The organism is Ochrobactrum sp. EDr1-4 (assembly GCF_049199085.1).
Lineage (GTDB): Bacteria > Pseudomonadota > Alphaproteobacteria > Rhizobiales > Rhizobiaceae > Brucella.
On sequence record NZ_JBLZOF010000007.1, the window covers coordinates 145,775 to 161,848 of the forward strand.

Here is a 16,074-nt window from a genome sequence, read left to right on the forward strand (position 1 = left end):
TCGTCCTGTCATTGGCAGGGTGTATTCATTCTGGTATTGTATAGTTGTCTATATGAATAGACAAATAAGGCGATCAAGTCAACCGGATTAGATAGGGCGGATAAGCTCATGAACACGACGAGGCATACTACCCGGCACAGCACAGTTGAAAGTGGAGGTGGCTCCGCCGCTAAAAGCAATTTGGCGCCGGATGCAACGCAGGCAGCACGTCAGGCCAGTATGGCGCTTCTCGCTCGCGCAAGCGGCGAAGAATTGAAGACGTTCTGGCAGAACTGGGCAGACAAGCCCGAATTTGAAGTTTTGCGTGGTCCGGAAACCGGGCTGGTTATGATGCGCGGTCGTATTGGCGGCGGCGGTGCCCCGTTCAATGTTGGCGAGGCAACCGTCACCCGCGCAACTGTTCGTCTGGCGAATGGCTCGGTTGGGCACTCCTATGCGCTGGGACGTGATCAGGAAAAGGCGAAGCTCGCTGCATTGTTTGATGCACTCTGGCTCGACGAGGCCACCCGCGATGCAATCGAAAGCAGCGTGCTCAATGCATTGCGTGGTCGTGTCGATACTGCGGATGCAAAACGGCGCAATGAGGCTGCTGCCACGAAAGTCGATTTCTTCACAATGGTTCGGGGAGACAATTGATGCTCCATTCTTCTTCTGCATTTGAAGGCGGACTGGCTGATCCAGTCAATGAAGCGCAGTCGGCGTTTCATGCGCTCATGCACGCAATGGCCAATCCTGGTCGTATCCATTCGCTGCCTGGTGCGGCTGCGCCATCAAAGCCGCTCACGCCTGAGCTTGGCCTCATTGCAGCAACGCTTCTTGATCACGACGCAAGCGTCTGGGTCGATGCTGAAATAGCAGCCAATCAGGACGCAACGGCATGGCTGACATTCCATACCGGTGCACCACTCGTCGGCGATCAGTCGAAAGCGCAGTTCGCACTTGTAACGGATGCGCAATCGTTGCCGGCACTTTCTTCCTTCGCGCAGGGAGATCCTGAATTTCCGGATCGTTCGACGACTGTTGTTCTGGCGGTTTCGTCTTTGACGAGCGGGCAGGGTTTCAGCCTCAAAGGCCCGGGCATCAAGAATGAAACTGTGCTGACCGTTGATGGTTTGCCGCAGGATTTTGCTGCGCAATGGCGTGAAAATGGCGCGTTGTTTCCGCTGGGCATAGATCTGGTGCTCGTCGCTGACGGCAAAGTTGCAGCGCTTCCCCGCACCACGCGTATAGCAAGTTTGGCGCAGGATCCCGAAAAGTGGGAACCAGTTTTCGGAAAAGATCATGCTGTCGAAAAGATTGAGGGCTAATCCATGTATGTTGCTGTAAAGGGCGGTGAAACCGCCATCCGCAATGCCCACCGTCTGCTTGATGATCGCCGTCGCGGCGACCGCTCGGTTCCGGCGTTGCGTCTTGACCAGATTGCCGAACAGCTGGGTCTCGCCGTTGATCGCGTCATGGCCGAAGGTTCGCTTTATGACCGGGAACTCGCAGCACTTGCCGTGCGCCAGTCGCGTGGCGATCTGATTGAGGCAATCTTTCTGGTTCGTGCCTACCGCACCACCTTGCCGCGTTTTGGCTATTCGCTGCCACTTGAGACCGCGAATATGCTGATCGAACGTCGCATTTCGGCCACCTATAAAGACCTGCCCGGCGGGCAGCTGTTGGGACCGACATTTGACTATACGCATCGTCTGCTTGATCCGGAACTGGCGGGTGATGTCAGTGTTCCCGAGCCGGAAGTGCGTGTGACTGAGCCTGAAGAAACGCCACGCGTGACCGATATTCTCGGTGTCAACGGCATGATCGAAGAAGATGGTGCAATGCCGGAAGGGCATGAGCCGGGCGATCTTACCCGCGAGCCGTGGACGTTCCCGATGCCGCGCGATCTGCGCTTGCAGGCTTTGGCGCGCGGTGATGAAGGCTTCCTGCTGGCGCTGGGTTATTCCACGCAGCGCGGTTATGGCAACACGCATCCATTTGTCGGTGAAATTCGCATTGGTGAGGTGGAGGTTGACTTCGATGTGCCTGAGCTCGGCTTTGCCGTTTCGCTTGGCCGTGTTCAGCTGACCGAATGCCAGATGGTGAGCCAGTTCAAAGGCTCGTCCAGGCAGGCACCACAGTTCACGCGTGGCTATGGTCTGGTATTCGGACAAAGCGAGCGCAAAGCCATGTCGATGTCGCTCTGCGACCGGGCGCTGCGTGTCCGCGAATTCGATGCGGATGTGACAGCACCCGCGCAGGACGAAGAATTCGTCATTTCCCATTCCGATAATGTGCAGTCGACGGGTTTCGTCGAGCATCTGAAATTGCCCCATTATGTGGACTTTCAGGCCGAGCTCGATCTTATCCGCCGTATGCGTGCGGAGTATGAGGAAACGCAGAACCAGAGCACTGATGCAGCAGCCAATACTGCTGAAGGCAAGGAAGCAGCAGAATGAGCGATCTGGCCAATTACAATTTCGCCTATCTGGACGAGCAGACAAAGCGGATGATCCGTCGTGCTATCCTGAAAGCCATTGCTATTCCGGGCTATCAGGTTCCGTTCGCAAGCCGTGAAATGCCGATGCCTTATGGCTGGGGCACAGGCGGTGTGCAGGTGACGGCGGCAATTCTCGGTCAGGATGATGTGCTCAAAGTTATCGATCAGGGCGCTGATGATACGACCAATGCCGTTTCCATCCGGGCATTCTTCCAGAAAACTGCTGATGTTGCCGTGACCACCCATACGGGTGAGGCGACTATCATCCAGACACGTCACCGCATTCCGGAATATCCGCTGAGCGAAGGGCAGGTGATTGTCTATCAGGTGCCCATTCCTGAACCGCTGCGTTTTCTGGAGCCGCGTGAAACCGAAACGCGTAAGATGCACGCGCTTGCCGAATATGGCCTCATGCATGTGAAGCTTTACGAAGATATCGCGCGCCATGGCCATATTGCCAAGACCTATGATTATCCGGTGATGATCGAAGGGCGCTATGTCATGGCACCGTCGCCGACGCCCAAATTCGACAATCCAAAGATGCAAATGTCACCAGCTTTGCAGCTGTTTGGTGCCGGTCGTGAAAAGCGCATCTATGCCGTACCACCTTATACGGATGTCGTGAGCCTCGATTTCGAGGATCATCCATTTGAGGTGCAGAAATTCAAACAGCCTTGCGCATTGTGTGGCGCACGCGGCGTCTATCTTGACGAAGTCGTGCTCGATGACCGTGGCGGCTCGATGTTTGTCTGCTCCGACACCGATTATTGTGAAGATCGTCAGGCGAATGGCCACTTTGGTCATCTGGCAGCGAACAACGAGGCCGCAGCCAGGGGAGCCCTGAAATGAGTATTAAAATGAGCGCCGAACCTCTGCTGAAAGTCAGCAATCTCTCGAAGTTTTATGGCAGCCGCCGCGGTTGTTCGGATATCGATTTCTCGCTGTGGCCGGGCGAAGTGCTGGCCATTGTCGGTGAATCCGGTTCCGGCAAGACGACTTTGCTCAATTGCTTAGCGACACGTCTGGAACCGACATCGGGCAGCGTGGAATATCGGATGCGTGATGGCGAGTTCCGCGATCTTTACAAGGTCGGAGAGGCTGAACGCCGCTTCCTGATGCGTACCGACTGGGGCTTCGTGCATCAGAATCCTTCGGATGGCCTGCGCATGACCGTTTCGGCGGGTGCTAATGTCGGTGAACGGCTGATGGCTGTTGGCGAGCGCCATTATGGCAATATTCGCAACACGGCAACTGAATGGCTCGGACGTGTCGAAATCGCTGCTGACCGCATCGACGACGAGCCCCGCGCTTTCTCCGGCGGTATGCGTCAGCGTCTCCAGATTGCGCGCAATCTCGTCACGGCTCCGCGTCTTGTTTTCATGGATGAACCGACCGGCGGTCTCGACGTGTCCGTGCAGGCACGTCTTCTCGACCTGCTGCGCGGTCTGGTGAGCGATCTCGGCCTTTCGGTTGTCATCGTGACCCACGATCTCGCAGTGGCGCGTCTTCTGTCCCATCGCATCATGGTCATGAAAGACGGCCATATTGTCGAACAGGGCCTGACCGACCGCGTTCTGGATGACCCGCAAGCGCCTTACACGCAGCTGCTCGTGTCATCTATTCTGCAGGTTTAGTAAATTAAAACAGATGTTTGCAGCGTGTTGTTCGTAAATTAGCGAAACTTCATGCCTGAGGTGAGAAATGACACAAGTTAGAACATCCTCCCCGCTGACCGTGTCAGGTCTGGCGAAGACGTTCACAATGCATTTGCAGGGTGGCATACAGTTGCCAGTCGTAAGTGGCGTGGACTTCAATCTGGAAGCAGGCGAATGCGCCGTGCTTGGTGGACCTTCCGGTGCCGGTAAAAGCTCCATCCTTAAGATGGTCTATGGCAATTACGCCGTGAATGCAGGTTCAATCCTCATTCGCCACGAACACCGTATGGTGGATCTGGCAACCGCTGATCCACGCGAAGTGCTGGCCGTTCGGCGTGATACGATTGGTTATGTCAGCCAGTTCCTGCGCACATTGCCGCGCGTGTCGGCAATTGATGTCGTTGCGGAGCCATTGGTGGCGCGTGGTGTTGATCGCGATGCTGCTCGCAATCGTGCCAGCGAATTGCTCGCGCAACTCAACCTGCCGGAACGGCTCTGGGCATTGCCACCTGCAACCTTCTCCGGCGGTGAGCAGCAGCGCGTAAATATTGCGCGCGGTTTCATCACGGATCATCCGGTGTTGCTGCTTGATGAGCCAACCGCTTCCCTCGATGCCAAAAACAGAGCAGTCGTTGTTGATCTCATCAAGGCCAAGAAGGCGCAAGGCGTCGCAATGCTTGGCATTTTCCATGATGAAGACGTGCGTGAACAGGTTGCTGATCGCATTATCGACGTAACCGCTTTCTCTCCCAGAGCAGCAGCATGACCAAGCTCTCGGTAGAACCACTTGTTTACGAAACGGCTGAAGTAAACGCTAGCAAGCTCGGTCGATATACCGAGATCGGCGCGCGCAGCCGTGTGTCGGAGACCGTGCTGGACGACTATTCCTATCTCGGCATCGATTGCGAAATCTGGTGTGCTGAGATCGGTAAGTTTTCCAATATCGCCAGCCATGTACGTATCAACGCCACCAATCATCCGACATGGCGTCCAACGTTGCATCATTTCACCTATCGCGCCGGTGATTACTGGCCGGAAGAAAAGGATGAGACGGAGTTCTTTGATTGGCGTCGCGGCAATGCCGTGAAAATTGGCCATGACACATGGCTCGGCCATGGCTCCACCATCTTGCCGGGTGTAAGCGTTGGCAATGGTGCGGTTGTCGGTGCCGGAGCTGTCGTGAGCAGGGACGTGGCGCCCTACACGATTGTTGGTGGTGTCCCGGCGCGTCTCATCCGCGAACGCTTCGATGCTGCGACCGGCAATCGTCTGGATCAACTGGCCTGGTGGGACTGGAGCCATGATCGTCTGCGCCAAACGCTCGATGATTTCCGCGCGCTCGATATCGAAGCTTTCCTCTCGAAATATGAAACGGCCGCCAATGCGAATGCGGTCATGAAAGAGCTGTCCAATGGCGAGTGAAACCGTTCTGAAAAATGCGCAGATCGTGCTTGCTGATGAGATTGTTACCGGTTCTATCCTGATCCGTGATGGCAAAATTGCCGCCATCGATCAGGGCAATACCAACGGAGGCGATGACATCGATGGCGATTATATCATTCCGGGCCTCATTGAGCTGCATACCGATCAGCTCGAAAGCCATTACGCGCCGCGTCCAAAGGTGCGCTGGAATGTCGATGCAGCGGTTCAGGCGCATGATGCGCAGGTTGCAGCATCGGGCATCACAACAGTTTTCGATGCGATGCGCGTTGGTTCCGATTATGACCGTGACTTCGTCGGCAAGGATATGCGGATGCTTGCGGACGCCATCGAAAGCGGTGTTCGCGAAAATCGCCTGCGTGCAGACCACTTTCTGCACCTGCGCTGCGAAGTATCCTCAGCAGATTGCCTTGAAACATTCGAGCTTTTTTCAGGCGATGACCGCGTTAAACTCGCTTCATTGATGGATCATGCACCGGGACAGCGTCAATTCGTGGATCTTAATACGTATCGCACTTATTACATGCGCAAAATGAAGCTCACGGATGAGGAGTTCCGGGTGCATTGTGAGAAACGTATGGCGGATTCGGACGCCTATTCGGCCAAACATCGTCGCGCCATTGCCGAATTGGCAGCAGCGCGCAGCATCGTCCTGGCCAGCCATGACGATGCGACCAGCGCGCATGTCGATGAATCACTCGACCACGGTGTGCGGATCGCCGAGTTTCCGACCACGATGGAAGCAGCGAGTGCCTCAAAAGGTGCAGGCCTTTCCATTCTGATGGGCGCGCCCAATATTGTGCGCGGTGGCTCGCATTCCGGTAACATTGCTGCACGCGATCTTGTTGATAATGGCAGCCTCGACATTCTGTCCTCAGATTACATTCCGTTCAGCCTCATTCAGTCGGCTTTCGGCCTTGCTTCGGGCGAGCGTCCGATCTCGTTGCCGCAGGCCATGCGCCTCGTCACCAGGAACCCGGCTAATGCCATGGCGATGGATGATCGCGGCGAAATTGCTATCGGAAAGCGTGCCGATCTGGTTCGCGTGCGGCCGAAAGGTGCAATTCCGGTGGTGCGCACTGTCTGGCGCGAAGGCGAACGGGTGCTTTGATGCAGTTGCAATCCGATACGCCGAAAGGCTGTTTCGTTGCCGTTGTCGGCCCCAGCGGGGCCGGCAAAGACACGATTATGGATGCAGCGCGTGTGGCTCTTGCAGGCGACATGCGGTTTCATTTTGTGCGCCGGATCATTACGCGTCCGCAAATGCCCGGCACGGAAGATCACGACAGTCTGGATGATGCAGCGTTTATAGAAGCCGCGGGCGAGGGCGCTTTCGCGCTACACTGGCAGGCGCATGGCCTGAGCTACGGTTTGCCGAAGTCACTTATTGATGAAATCGCCGACGGTATCGTGGTGATTGCAAATGTTTCGCGGCGCGTGCTTGGCGATATACGAACGCTCTTTGGACAGCGTTCGGTTGTTGTCATCTCGGCAAAGCCGGAAGTGCTTGCAGAGCGGCTTGCATCGCGCGGACGTGAAAGTCGAGAAGAAATCGCCTTGCGACTTAAGCGCGAAGTGAACTTCGATGACGGTGCAGACGATGTCGTTATAATAGACAATTCGGGTGAAGTCGCTATTTCCACAGATGCCTTTATTAATCATTTGAAGGAAATAAGCTTAAAAACATATACTTAGATGAAATAATCTGGGTGGTTTTTAAGTTTACACAAACGTCATTGTCCGTTCATTGCTGTGTCATTGAATGGATCGATAGTGAGCATGAATGGAGATTAATTCATGCTTCGACTGGAAGGCGTAACGCGCCGCTATAATGATAAGGTGGCGGTTTCGGGCGTTGACCTTGAGATTGAACCGGGCACGTTTGTTGGAATTATTGGGCGCTCGGGTGCTGGTAAGTCGACGCTGTTGCGGATGATTAATCGTCTTGTTGAGCCTTCTGAGGGAACAATTCACTGGGATGGTCGCGACGTTACCGGACTGAAAGGTTCGGGGCTGCGCGATTGGCGCGCACAATGCGCGATGATTTTTCAGCATTTCAATCTGGTTGATCGTCTTGATGTTTTGACTAACGTCCTTATGGGTCGCCTGAACTATGTTTCGACGCCAAAATCGCTTCTTCGCATCTGGAGTGACGAGGAGCGCCTGATCGCGCTTTCTGCTCTGCAACAGTTCGATATTGCGCATCTTGCAGCGCATCGCGCAGACGAGCTTTCAGGTGGTCAGCAGCAGCGCGTGGCGATTGCCCGTGCGCTTGTTCAACAACCGCGCATCATTCTCGCAGATGAGCCGATTGCATCACTCGATCCGCGTAACACTCGCAGCGTTATGGATGCGCTGCGTCGCATCAACCGCGAATATGGCATCACGGTGCTCTGCAATCTGCACTCACTCGATATTGCGCGCAGCTATTGCGACCGCCTTGTTGGCATGTCTGCTGGAAAGATCGTCTTCCGCGGCACGCCGTCGATGTTGACCGATATGGCGTCACGCGACCTTTACGGCATGGAAGCCGATGATGTCATCGATAGCGATGAGCAGGCTGAAACAATGCCAATGCCAGTTCCGCAGTCGGCTGAAGCCATGCTGCGCCAAATTTCCGCCTGAGCGAATAAAGCTTCGGAAAAACACCTTACTAAAATCGGGGATTAACAGGAGATACCTATGCTTAACCGTAGAAACTTTCTCGCGGCTGCTGCACTCACTGCGACGCTGACCTTGCCAATGCTCGCTTCCACAGCTCAGGCTGCTGACTGGAGCAAGGACTACCCAGAAATCGTTCTGGGTGTGATCCCAGCCGAAAACGCTTCCACCACTTCGGACCGTTACGCGCCGCTCGCTGCTTATCTCGGCAAGGAACTCGGCACGAAGGTTACGCTGCGCGTTGCAAATGACTATGCAGCCGTGATCGAAGGCCAGCGCGCTGGCAACATTCAGGTCGCATTCTATGGCCCTGCTTCTTATGCCCGCGCTGTGATGACTGGCGTTGAAACCACTCCTATGGTCAATCAGCGCCACAACACCGGCGTTAACGGCTATTATTCGGTTGTCTATGTTCTCAACGACAGCCCATACAAGACCATGGACGACCTTAAGGGCAAGTCAATCGCTCTGGTTGATCCAAACTCGACTTCAGGCAACAACGCACCGCGCTTCTTCCTGAACCGCGATGGCTATAGCGTTGATACGTTCTTTGGTAAGAACTTCTTTGCTGGCAGCCATGAAAACGCAGTGCTTGCACTTGCACAGGGCACAGCAGACGCTGCAGCAAACTCATGGAACTCGGAAGACGATTCCAACCTGACCCGCATGGTCAGCCGCGGCGTTCTGAAGGATGCCAATGGCAAGGTCATGACCAAGGATGACTTCCGCGTTATCTTCAAGTCCGACTTCCTGCCCGAAGGCCCATTTGCGGTCCTCGATAGCTTGCCAGAACAGCTGCAGGCCGACATCAAGCAGGCTTTCCTTGATATGCCTAAGAAAGACAAAGCAGGCTTTGATGCCCTTTCTGACGGTAAAGATATTGAGTTCGTCGGAACTGAAGCCAAGGAATACGAGCCAATCATCGAGATGCTCAAGTTCAACGACAAGGCTCGCAAGTCTTAATCTATAGAGCAATTGAAATGCCCGGAACGTATCTCGTTCCGGGCATTTTTTTAGAGCGCGTGCCAAACAGTGAGAACCCGTTTTCGGGATGGATGCGCGTTAAACAGACAGTTAGAGCGCCGATCTGATTTCATCTGATCGAAATGCGCTCTGAAGGAATCTCGCATGACGGTATCCTCACTCGACGGCAACGGCGCAAAAAACCTGCTTGCCGATTATCGCAGGGAAGTCGGTAAACGACGTCTCTACGGTATGTGGTTGCTCTTCGCTCTTGTCGTTATCGCCATTGCTGCTTCAGTTGTTGCCGATGTTCGGCCCGGCACATTGGCCGAAAATCTGTTCCGCTTTACGAATTATCTTGGGCGTATCCTGCCTGAACTCACCATTGCCAATTTCGGGGCCGATATGGCCAATTGGTATTGGAACCTCGGCGGCTGGCTCAAGATGCTGTTCGAGACGTTGCTGATTGCTTATCTCGCCACGCTTATTGGTGGTGTGATCGCTTTTGCGGCATGTTTTGCCGCGTCATCGAATATGGCACCCAATTCGAAGGTTCGGTTTGTTGTTCGTCGTGGTTTGGAATTGCTGCGGACGGTTCCTGAAATCGTTTTCGCTTTGCTGTTCGTTATTGCCTTTGGTCTTGGGCCGATGGCGGGTGTGCTGGCGCTGATGCTTCATACAACGGGTGCGCTGGGCAAGCTGTTCTCCGAAGTTGTTGAGAACATTGATATGCGTCCGGTGGAAGGCATTCGCGCTTCGGGCGGCTCTGGTTTTCAGGTGATCCGCTTTGCTGTGCTGCCGCAAGTGGCCGCAAATTTTGCTTCCTATGGCTTGCTGCGCTTTGAAATCAATGTGCGCGGCGCTTCGGTGATGGGCTTTGTGGGCGCTGGTGGTATCGGTCAGGAACTCATCACCTCGATCCGCCAATTCTATTACAGCGATGTCAGCGCCATTCTGCTGCTGATTATCGTGACCATCGTTATCATCGACCTGATTACCCAGCGCATCCGCCATACACTTTTGGGCCGTGTTGGTTGAGGAGAGAATTATGACCGATATTGCACAAAGTCTCTCCCGCGAAGCACACGCGCATGAAAAAGAGCTCCGTGCCGAACATGCCGATTTGTTTGGAAATGCGCGTGCGTGGTGCAATCTGACGATCTTTACCGTAGTGGTAATTGCTTCCGTTTGGTTCGCCTTCTATTGGCTCGATTTTTCGCTGCTGCGTATTCTCAATGGCCTTGGTCGTCTTGGCGATTTTGCATTGATGATGATGCCGCCATCGTCCGGTGGACGCTTCAGCCTTTATCTCTGGTCAATGCTCGAAACTTTAGCGATTGCCTATCTTGGCACATTACTGGCGGCGATCCTTGCTTTCCCATTCGGATTTCTGGCTGCCAAGAATATTATCCCGAATGTGTTCCTGCATTTCGGCATCCGTCGCTTTCTTGATGCTATTCGCGGCGTCGATACGCTGATCTGGGCATTGATCTGGGTGTCGGTTGTGGGACTGGGGCCGTTTGCGGGTATTCTCGCGATTGCCTGTTCGGATTTCGGGGCGTTCGGCAAGTTGTTTTCGGAAGCTATTGAAGGTGCTGACAAAAAGCCGGTTGAGGGCGTTGTTTCTTCGGGCGGAAGTAAGCTGCACGGCTATCGCTTTGGCGTGCTGCCGCAGGTTCTGCCGCTGATCGGTAGCCAAGTGCTTTATTTCTTCGAGTCAAACACTCGTTCAGCGACAATTATCGGTATTGTCGGGGCAGGTGGCATCGGCGCGCATCTGGCAGAGCAGATCAAGGTTCTCAACCTTCAGGATGTTTCCTTCCTGATCCTGATGATCCTGATTGCCGTCGCTGTGATTGACTGGTTCTCATCGAAACTTCGCCATGCGATGATTGGCAAGAAGGCGATGAAATCGGCATAACAGGCCAATAGGCTGGAGCATTCCCACTTTTCGGGATGTGCTTCAGCCTGGATTCTGGACTGTATTATTTTTTGAGTTCATCGAAAAAAGATTGCCAATCATCACTTTGTCGGTTCGAAAGCTGAATTGTGCTGAACTGGTCGAAGAATTGATCAAAAGACCAAAACCAGACTAATAGAGCACCTTCACGCCCCCCTTTTCTAAAGCAGCATAAACAGAGCTGGGCGGCGGCTGGTCTGTGATCACCAGATCGATGCCTGATGTCGGCAGGATTGAGAACTTATCTGATTTTTGTAAAGCCGTATGGCTCGCCAGCACGATGAATTGCCTTGTTTGGCGACGTACCACTTGTGCCAATTGCAGATGCCGATCCGACGGCCCGAGCAACCCACGCTGCACGTCAAAACCACTGGCTCCCATGAAAGCGATATCAAATACGCGGCGCGAAATTATCTCCATCGCCTCAAAGCCGAATGAAGCGCGTGAATGTTTGTCAAACTGCCCTCCGCAAAGGGTCAGGTCGGTCTGTCCTCCCATCGACAAGACGATCATGATATCGACCATCAACGATGTGGCGATGATCGGTGGTTCGTGACGCGCCTCCCACGCGGTGGCCAGGGCGGTTGAACCACCACTAAAAAACACAGACATGCCGGGCTTAAGCAGTCCATGTGCAAGTCTCGCAATGCGCTCCTTGGCCTCGCGATCCGTTCCTATGCGTAAGTCGATATGCGGCAGACCGATCGCTGTAACGGCTCGGGCACCACCATGTACGCGCATCGCTTGGCCTCTGTCTTCCAGTGAAGCCAAGTCACGCCTTATTGTTTCTTCCGAAACTGCAAAAATGCCAGCCAGCTCTGCGCATGTTGTATCGCCTTGTCTAATCAGGTGATCACGAATCCGATCTTGCCTGTCCGAGGGGCGGAGTGGTCTTTGTGCCATTTCAAGATTATTCCATTGTTATGTCGTGGCAGACCTACAGATCACACAACACAATAATACGACAAAATTTCACCAAAACGGTCATCAAACGGGCAAATAACGCAAGAGCCGGTCGAAACTCACAATTCGCATGTCATTCACGCCCGATAGTTTGTGCCCAAATAGGACACAGGAGTGACGGACATGGTCGAACTTTCAAGGCGGAGTTTTCTGACAGCCTCCGCTGCATTGGCAGCCACAAGCACCTTTGGTATTTCTTCGGCGTTTTCCGCCGATGCCAAAATTGAAATCTCCAGCATCTGGGGACCAGACAAGCCATTTCAGAAAGTCGTAGACGCTTTCAACGCATTGAAGACCGGCGTCACCGTCACCAACCGCTTCGACGGCGATTATGAAACAGCAACTGCCAAGGCACTGGCCAGTATCGCTGCAGGCAAGCCACCAGCACTCATGGTAACGGGCTGGAAGTTCGGCTATTTCGCACGTCGTACTCTTGGTGCCCGTGATCTCAACGAGATCAATTCAACCAAAGCAAAGGCCATAATTGCGAACTTCGTTCCTTCGCTGATGCCGCTGGTCACCATCGACGATGCCGTGATTGGCCTGCCATGGGCAATGTCCACGCCGATCACCTTCATCAACAGCGCTCTTTGGGCGGAAGCCGGTCTCGATCCAAACCTTCCGGAATATCCGGATACGGACTGGCTCTATAGGGCTGCCCGCACGCTTGATGAAAAGTTCAAGGGCAAACATGCCACCTACCGGTCGGCACTGGCTCTTTCCAACAATGAATGGACCAGCCAGTCCTTCATTCAGAATGCCGGTGGCTACATCATCGATCCCGAAGGCAAGCTTGCGCTTAACAGCGATGAGGCTGCAAAGGGCATGGAACTTTTCTGCCAGCCAGCCCATCAGGGGCTCTGGACTCCCGTCAGCGGCAAAGAGCAGGATGCCGCTTTTGAAGCTGGTGCGCTTGCGATCTGCACCACAAGCTCGACACGCGCTGCCAGTTTCCCGTTTGGGAATGCCAAGGCGATCACCGCGCGTTTCCCTGGCATTCCGGGCCATGGCCGCAACATGAACAGCGGCGGAAACTTCCTCGCTGTTTATGCAAAGAATGACGAGCAGGCCAATGCTTCCCTTGCGTTTCTTGAATTCTGCGCTTCACCTGAAGGTCAGAAAATTTGGTCGGAAGTTGGTTATCTCAACACATCCGTTCACGACATTCCGCTGATTAACGACTTCATGAAACCTGCCGCGGGTCAGCTTGCCGATGGACTAACTGCCGAAACCATCTGGCCCGGTAAACGTGGGCTTGAAGGCCAGAACATCTGGCGCAAATGGGTATCACGCATGTTGCTGAAAGAAACGGATATCAAATCCGGCCTTAAATCGGCTCATGACGAACTTGCAACCGTGCTGGTGGATGCCTGACGCGAAATGTCGAAATCTCTGTTTGCAAAGCTGGCTCCGTGGATTTTTGCGGGGCCAGCCGTCCTTTCCGTCATTGTTTTCCTTTATGGCCCGATCATTGCCTCCGCGGTTTTGTCGGTTGTCGACTGGAACCTGCTTTCAACCGATGTCAGCTTTGTTGGGCTCGACAATTACAAAAGCCTGTTTGCTGATGCCGATTTCCGGCTCGCAGCCTGGAACACGCTGCTTTATTGCATCATTCTCGTTCCGGCACAGATTATTCTGCCGCTCATCATCGCTGTGATGATTCACGCGGTACAGGGATCAAAGCTGGAGCGCGTCTATCGTGGGGCTTTCTTCCTGCCCACCATATTGGCCTATTCGGTCGCAGGCGTGACATGGTCATGGTTGCTCAACCCGGTCAATGGCCTTTTCAATGAAGTGCTGGTCTGGTTTGGGCTGCCGACTTCGATGTGGCATATGGACCCCAGTCTCGCACTTCTGTCTGTGTCGGTTGTCACCTTCTGGAAGAGTTTTGGGCTCAACATGCTGTTGTGGATCGCCGCACTTGCCAATGTTCCGCTATCCTTGCGCGAGGCATCACGGCTGGATGGTGCTGGTGCATGGCGGCGTTTCTTCACCATTGAGCTGCCACTGATTACCCCGACCGCGTTTTTCATTTCGGTCACAACGGTGTTTTCGGTGCTCGACGATATTGTCGGCGTTGTTGACGTTCTGACGGGCGGCGGACCTGCGGGCAGAAGCTCTAATCTGCTTTATTTCCTCTGGCAGCAAGGCCTGCAGTTCTTCCAGTTTGGCAGAGCAAGTGCAGTCGCCATGATCATTATCGTGGCAGTCCTTCTCGTCACCTGGGCGCAGTTCCGCTTCGGCGAAAAGCGGGTGCATTATCAATGACTGCAAATTCTGTCAGCGCTACGCTTCAGCGTGGCACACTCCATATTCTTCTCATTGTGCTGTCGCTCATCACGCTGTTTCCACTGCTGTGGATGGTGACGTCTGCTTTCACACCCAATGAACTGATTGCGCAAAAGGCGCTGCGGTTCTGGCCCGAGCAGATCACCGTGTCGAACTTCCAGCTTGCAGCGGATCGCTATCCGATCTGGTGGTGGCTGTTTAATTCCGTGGTGACATCGGCGGCCATCACACTGGGCAAGCTCGTCATCAGCCTGCCTGCAGGCTATGCTTTTGCGCGAATGGAGTTTCGTGGCAAAAATTTCATGTTCTGGCTCGTAATCGCTACCATGTCCTTTCCGACCGTTCTCGCAATCATTCCAACTTATATTGCGGTGGTAAAGATACAGGCCTTCGATACCTATTCGGCCATGATCATCCCGTCGATCCCTTATATCGGCTTTTATGTCTTCTATTTCAGACAGTCGTTCCGCTCGCTTCCTGACGAAATGTTCGAAGCGGCGCGCATCGATGGATGCGGTATATGGAAACAGTTCAAGGACGTTGCCATACCCAACGTGCTGCCAGCCATTGCGGCTCTTTCCGTGATTTCTTTCATGGGCGCTTGGAACATCTATCTTTGGGGGCAACTCGTCCTCGAAGACACTGGCCGAAAGACACTCACCACGGGCATTGCTATGTTTGCTGATGTGGATGGTGCTGAAACCCCATGGGGACCCCTGATGGCGACCAGCCTGCTTTCCATATTGCCGGTACTTGGCATGTTTCTTCTGGCGCAACGTTACATCGTTGAAGCATTCTCTGCCGGCACAGGAGAGAAATAATGGTGCGTATTCTGGTTATCGCACATCTCAACCATGATCGGATCTGGGAGCTGGAGGGACCACTCAAATCCGGCTCCCGCGTTTCATGGGGAAAGCGTGAGACAAGACTTGGTGGCGGCGGGTATTTCACCGGCTCACCATTTCTGGCGCTGGGACATGAGGTGGCGCTGGTTAGCTCGCTTGGCAATGATGCGCTTGGTGAAACAGCCCGCTCTGAGCTCTCAGAACTCGGCTTCGACATGCAGAATGTGCTGACACGCGATAGCGGCACTCACATCACCGATATTCTGCTTGAGCCTTCGGGCGAACGCACGATTTTAACGCCGAGCCATGGACCGATGCGATTGTTCAGGCTTGATGGCGATGTCAAAGCAGATGCTGCCTATATCAATTGCTTCAACCCGGATGCGACGATCCTGAGAGCGCTTCATACAATAGGTTTGGTGGCGTCTCAGTTTCCCTTATCTGAGACCTCCGTGCCGCGACCAGCGGATCTCATGATCGGCTCAAAAGGCGATTTTCCTGAATTGGATGACAATGCGCTCTGGCGCAAAGCACAGCATTTCTGCGGTTCCCGCCTGAAGCATCTCGTCATGACCGACGGCACGCGTTCTATCACCATTTATGATGGCCAACAGGAACGCATTGTAATGCCCACAAAACGTACCGTCGTCAAAAGCACGATCGGCGCGGGCGATCATTTCAGCGCAAATCTTGTATCCGCGTTGCTTGCGGGAACAGCGATTGACGATGCCGCGCGCAATGCCAGCAAAGCAACCGCTGATTGGCTGGAGCAGCGGGATCTGACGGAGCAGCAGGCGCTTTAATCCCACGTTGGACACT

Annotated in this window: 18 protein-coding genes; 17 read left to right on the top strand and 1 reads right to left on the bottom strand. The window is 54.1% G+C overall.

Features of this window, described 5'->3' with window-relative positions; all coding sequences use genetic code 11:
* The first annotated feature begins 108 nt into the window (after positions 1 to 108).
* From phnG to phnE (ACOZHT_RS19140), 13 genes are all read left to right on the top strand, one after another.
* Entirely contained in the window at positions 109 to 636 is a 528-nt protein-coding gene (gene phnG / locus ACOZHT_RS19080; RefSeq protein ID WP_339511835.1) for a phosphonate C-P lyase system protein PhnG, read from the top strand.
* A complete protein-coding gene (phnH, locus tag ACOZHT_RS19085) occupies positions 636 to 1,307 on the top strand; it encodes a phosphonate C-P lyase system protein PhnH (RefSeq protein ID WP_339511837.1) in 672 nt (223 codons plus the stop codon). The genes phnG and phnH overlap by 1 nt, the downstream gene beginning before the upstream one ends.
* A gap of 3 nt (positions 1,308 to 1,310) precedes the next feature.
* Complete coding sequence (locus ACOZHT_RS19090) at positions 1,311 to 2,438, top strand: carbon-phosphorus lyase complex subunit PhnI (RefSeq protein WP_339511839.1); 1,128 nt, start codon at positions 1,311 to 1,313, stop codon at positions 2,436 to 2,438.
* A complete protein-coding gene (locus tag ACOZHT_RS19095; RefSeq protein ID WP_421566259.1) occupies positions 2,435 to 3,328 on the top strand; it encodes an alpha-D-ribose 1-methylphosphonate 5-phosphate C-P-lyase PhnJ in 894 nt (297 codons plus the stop codon). Before ACOZHT_RS19090 ends, ACOZHT_RS19095 begins: the two co-directional genes overlap by 4 nt.
* A gap of 8 nt (positions 3,329 to 3,336) precedes the next feature.
* Positions 3,337 to 4,113 (top strand): phosphonate C-P lyase system protein PhnK, encoded by a 777-nt coding sequence (phnK, locus tag ACOZHT_RS19100; protein WP_339511843.1) that lies wholly within the window; start codon positions 3,337 to 3,339, stop codon positions 4,111 to 4,113.
* A gap of 67 nt (positions 4,114 to 4,180) precedes the next feature.
* Positions 4,181 to 4,900: a phosphonate C-P lyase system protein PhnL gene (phnL, locus tag ACOZHT_RS19105; protein ID WP_339511845.1), complete on the top strand. Its 720-nt coding sequence runs from the start codon at positions 4,181 to 4,183 to the stop codon at positions 4,898 to 4,900.
* Complete coding sequence (locus ACOZHT_RS19110; RefSeq protein ID WP_421566260.1) at positions 4,897 to 5,556, top strand: DapH/DapD/GlmU-related protein; 660 nt, start codon at positions 4,897 to 4,899, stop codon at positions 5,554 to 5,556. Before phnL ends, ACOZHT_RS19110 begins: the two co-directional genes overlap by 4 nt.
* Positions 5,546 to 6,685, top strand: a complete 1,140-nt coding sequence (locus ACOZHT_RS19115; protein WP_339511849.1) for an alpha-D-ribose 1-methylphosphonate 5-triphosphate diphosphatase — start codon at positions 5,546 to 5,548, stop codon at positions 6,683 to 6,685. Before ACOZHT_RS19110 ends, ACOZHT_RS19115 begins: the two co-directional genes overlap by 11 nt.
* Before the next feature lie 5 nt (positions 6,686 to 6,690).
* Positions 6,691 to 7,269 carry a phosphonate metabolism protein/1,5-bisphosphokinase (PRPP-forming) PhnN gene (gene phnN / locus ACOZHT_RS19120; protein ID WP_339512080.1) on the top strand — a complete coding sequence of 193 codons (579 nt, stop codon included), beginning with the start codon at positions 6,691 to 6,693 and terminating at the stop codon, positions 7,267 to 7,269.
* A gap of 102 nt (positions 7,270 to 7,371) precedes the next feature.
* Positions 7,372 to 8,199 carry a phosphonate ABC transporter ATP-binding protein gene (phnC, locus tag ACOZHT_RS19125; RefSeq protein ID WP_339511851.1) on the top strand — a complete coding sequence of 276 codons (828 nt, stop codon included), beginning with the start codon at positions 7,372 to 7,374 and terminating at the stop codon, positions 8,197 to 8,199.
* Between the two features lie 57 nt (positions 8,200 to 8,256).
* Positions 8,257 to 9,198, top strand: coding sequence for a phosphonate ABC transporter substrate-binding protein (gene phnD, locus ACOZHT_RS19130; protein ID WP_421566261.1), 942 nt, complete (start codon positions 8,257 to 8,259; stop codon positions 9,196 to 9,198).
* Between the two features lie 165 nt (positions 9,199 to 9,363).
* The gene (phnE, locus tag ACOZHT_RS19135) at positions 9,364 to 10,236 is read left to right on the top strand and encodes a phosphonate ABC transporter, permease protein PhnE (RefSeq protein ID WP_421566262.1); all 873 of its coding nucleotides are present in this window, start codon (positions 9,364 to 9,366) and stop codon (positions 10,234 to 10,236) included.
* A gap of 10 nt (positions 10,237 to 10,246) precedes the next feature.
* Positions 10,247 to 11,119: a phosphonate ABC transporter, permease protein PhnE gene (phnE, locus tag ACOZHT_RS19140; RefSeq protein ID WP_421566263.1), complete on the top strand. Its 873-nt coding sequence runs from the start codon at positions 10,247 to 10,249 to the stop codon at positions 11,117 to 11,119.
* Positions 11,120 to 11,290: 171 nt separating this feature from the next.
* Here the strand turns inward: phnE (ACOZHT_RS19140) and ACOZHT_RS19145 are convergent, their stop codons facing one another.
* Positions 11,291 to 12,061 (bottom strand): DeoR/GlpR family DNA-binding transcription regulator, encoded by a 771-nt coding sequence (locus tag ACOZHT_RS19145; protein WP_421566264.1) that lies wholly within the window; start codon positions 12,059 to 12,061, stop codon positions 11,291 to 11,293.
* A gap of 183 nt (positions 12,062 to 12,244) precedes the next feature.
* On the opposite strand from ACOZHT_RS19145, the gene ACOZHT_RS19150 reads away from it, so the two are divergent.
* From ACOZHT_RS19150 to ACOZHT_RS19165, 4 genes are read left to right on the top strand one after another with little or no spacing between them, the layout of a single operon-like run.
* Positions 12,245 to 13,495: an extracellular solute-binding protein gene (locus tag ACOZHT_RS19150; protein WP_421566265.1), complete on the top strand. Its 1,251-nt coding sequence runs from the start codon at positions 12,245 to 12,247 to the stop codon at positions 13,493 to 13,495.
* A gap of 6 nt (positions 13,496 to 13,501) precedes the next feature.
* Positions 13,502 to 14,389 (top strand): carbohydrate ABC transporter permease, encoded by an 888-nt coding sequence (locus ACOZHT_RS19155; protein ID WP_421566266.1) that lies wholly within the window; start codon positions 13,502 to 13,504, stop codon positions 14,387 to 14,389.
* The gene (locus tag ACOZHT_RS19160; RefSeq protein ID WP_421566267.1) at positions 14,386 to 15,231 is read left to right on the top strand and encodes a carbohydrate ABC transporter permease; all 846 of its coding nucleotides are present in this window, start codon (positions 14,386 to 14,388) and stop codon (positions 15,229 to 15,231) included. Before ACOZHT_RS19155 ends, ACOZHT_RS19160 begins: the two co-directional genes overlap by 4 nt.
* On the top strand, positions 15,231 to 16,058 hold the full coding sequence (locus ACOZHT_RS19165; protein ID WP_421566268.1) for a PfkB family carbohydrate kinase: 828 nt from the start codon (positions 15,231 to 15,233) through the stop codon (positions 16,056 to 16,058). Before ACOZHT_RS19160 ends, ACOZHT_RS19165 begins: the two co-directional genes overlap by 1 nt.
* Positions 16,059 to 16,074 lie beyond the last annotated feature (16 nt).

Excerpts from the sequence above, each read along its gene's own strand:
- phnE (WP_421566263.1), top strand. The coding sequence starts at position 10,247 with ATGACCGATATTGCACAAAGTCTCTCCCGCGAAGCACACGCGCATGAA.
- ACOZHT_RS19165 (WP_421566268.1), top strand. The coding sequence starts at position 15,231 with ATGGTGCGTATTCTGGTTATCGCACATCTCAACCATGATCGGATCTGG.
- phnK (WP_339511843.1), top strand. The coding sequence starts at position 3,337 with ATGAGCGCCGAACCTCTGCTGAAAGTCAGCAATCTCTCGAAGTTTTAT.
- ACOZHT_RS19095 (WP_421566259.1), top strand. The coding sequence starts at position 2,435 with ATGAGCGATCTGGCCAATTACAATTTCGCCTATCTGGACGAGCAGACA.
- ACOZHT_RS19155 (WP_421566266.1), top strand. The coding sequence starts at position 13,502 with ATGTCGAAATCTCTGTTTGCAAAGCTGGCTCCGTGGATTTTTGCGGGG.
- phnE (WP_421566262.1), top strand. The coding sequence starts at position 9,364 with ATGACGGTATCCTCACTCGACGGCAACGGCGCAAAAAACCTGCTTGCC.
- phnL (WP_339511845.1), top strand. The coding sequence starts at position 4,181 with ATGACACAAGTTAGAACATCCTCCCCGCTGACCGTGTCAGGTCTGGCG.
- ACOZHT_RS19110 (WP_421566260.1), top strand. The coding sequence starts at position 4,897 with ATGACCAAGCTCTCGGTAGAACCACTTGTTTACGAAACGGCTGAAGTA.
- phnH (WP_339511837.1), top strand. The coding sequence starts at position 636 with ATGCTCCATTCTTCTTCTGCATTTGAAGGCGGACTGGCTGATCCAGTC.
- phnC (WP_339511851.1), top strand. The coding sequence starts at position 7,372 with ATGCTTCGACTGGAAGGCGTAACGCGCCGCTATAATGATAAGGTGGCG.
- ACOZHT_RS19145 (WP_421566264.1), bottom strand. The coding sequence starts at position 12,061 with ATGGCACAAAGACCACTCCGCCCCTCGGACAGGCAAGATCGGATTCGT.
- ACOZHT_RS19090 (WP_339511839.1), top strand. The coding sequence starts at position 1,311 with ATGTATGTTGCTGTAAAGGGCGGTGAAACCGCCATCCGCAATGCCCAC.
- ACOZHT_RS19115 (WP_339511849.1), top strand. The coding sequence starts at position 5,546 with ATGGCGAGTGAAACCGTTCTGAAAAATGCGCAGATCGTGCTTGCTGAT.
- ACOZHT_RS19150 (WP_421566265.1), top strand. The coding sequence starts at position 12,245 with ATGGTCGAACTTTCAAGGCGGAGTTTTCTGACAGCCTCCGCTGCATTG.
- ACOZHT_RS19160 (WP_421566267.1), top strand. The coding sequence starts at position 14,386 with ATGACTGCAAATTCTGTCAGCGCTACGCTTCAGCGTGGCACACTCCAT.
- phnG (WP_339511835.1), top strand. The coding sequence starts at position 109 with ATGAACACGACGAGGCATACTACCCGGCACAGCACAGTTGAAAGTGGA.
- phnD (WP_421566261.1), top strand. The coding sequence starts at position 8,257 with ATGCTTAACCGTAGAAACTTTCTCGCGGCTGCTGCACTCACTGCGACG.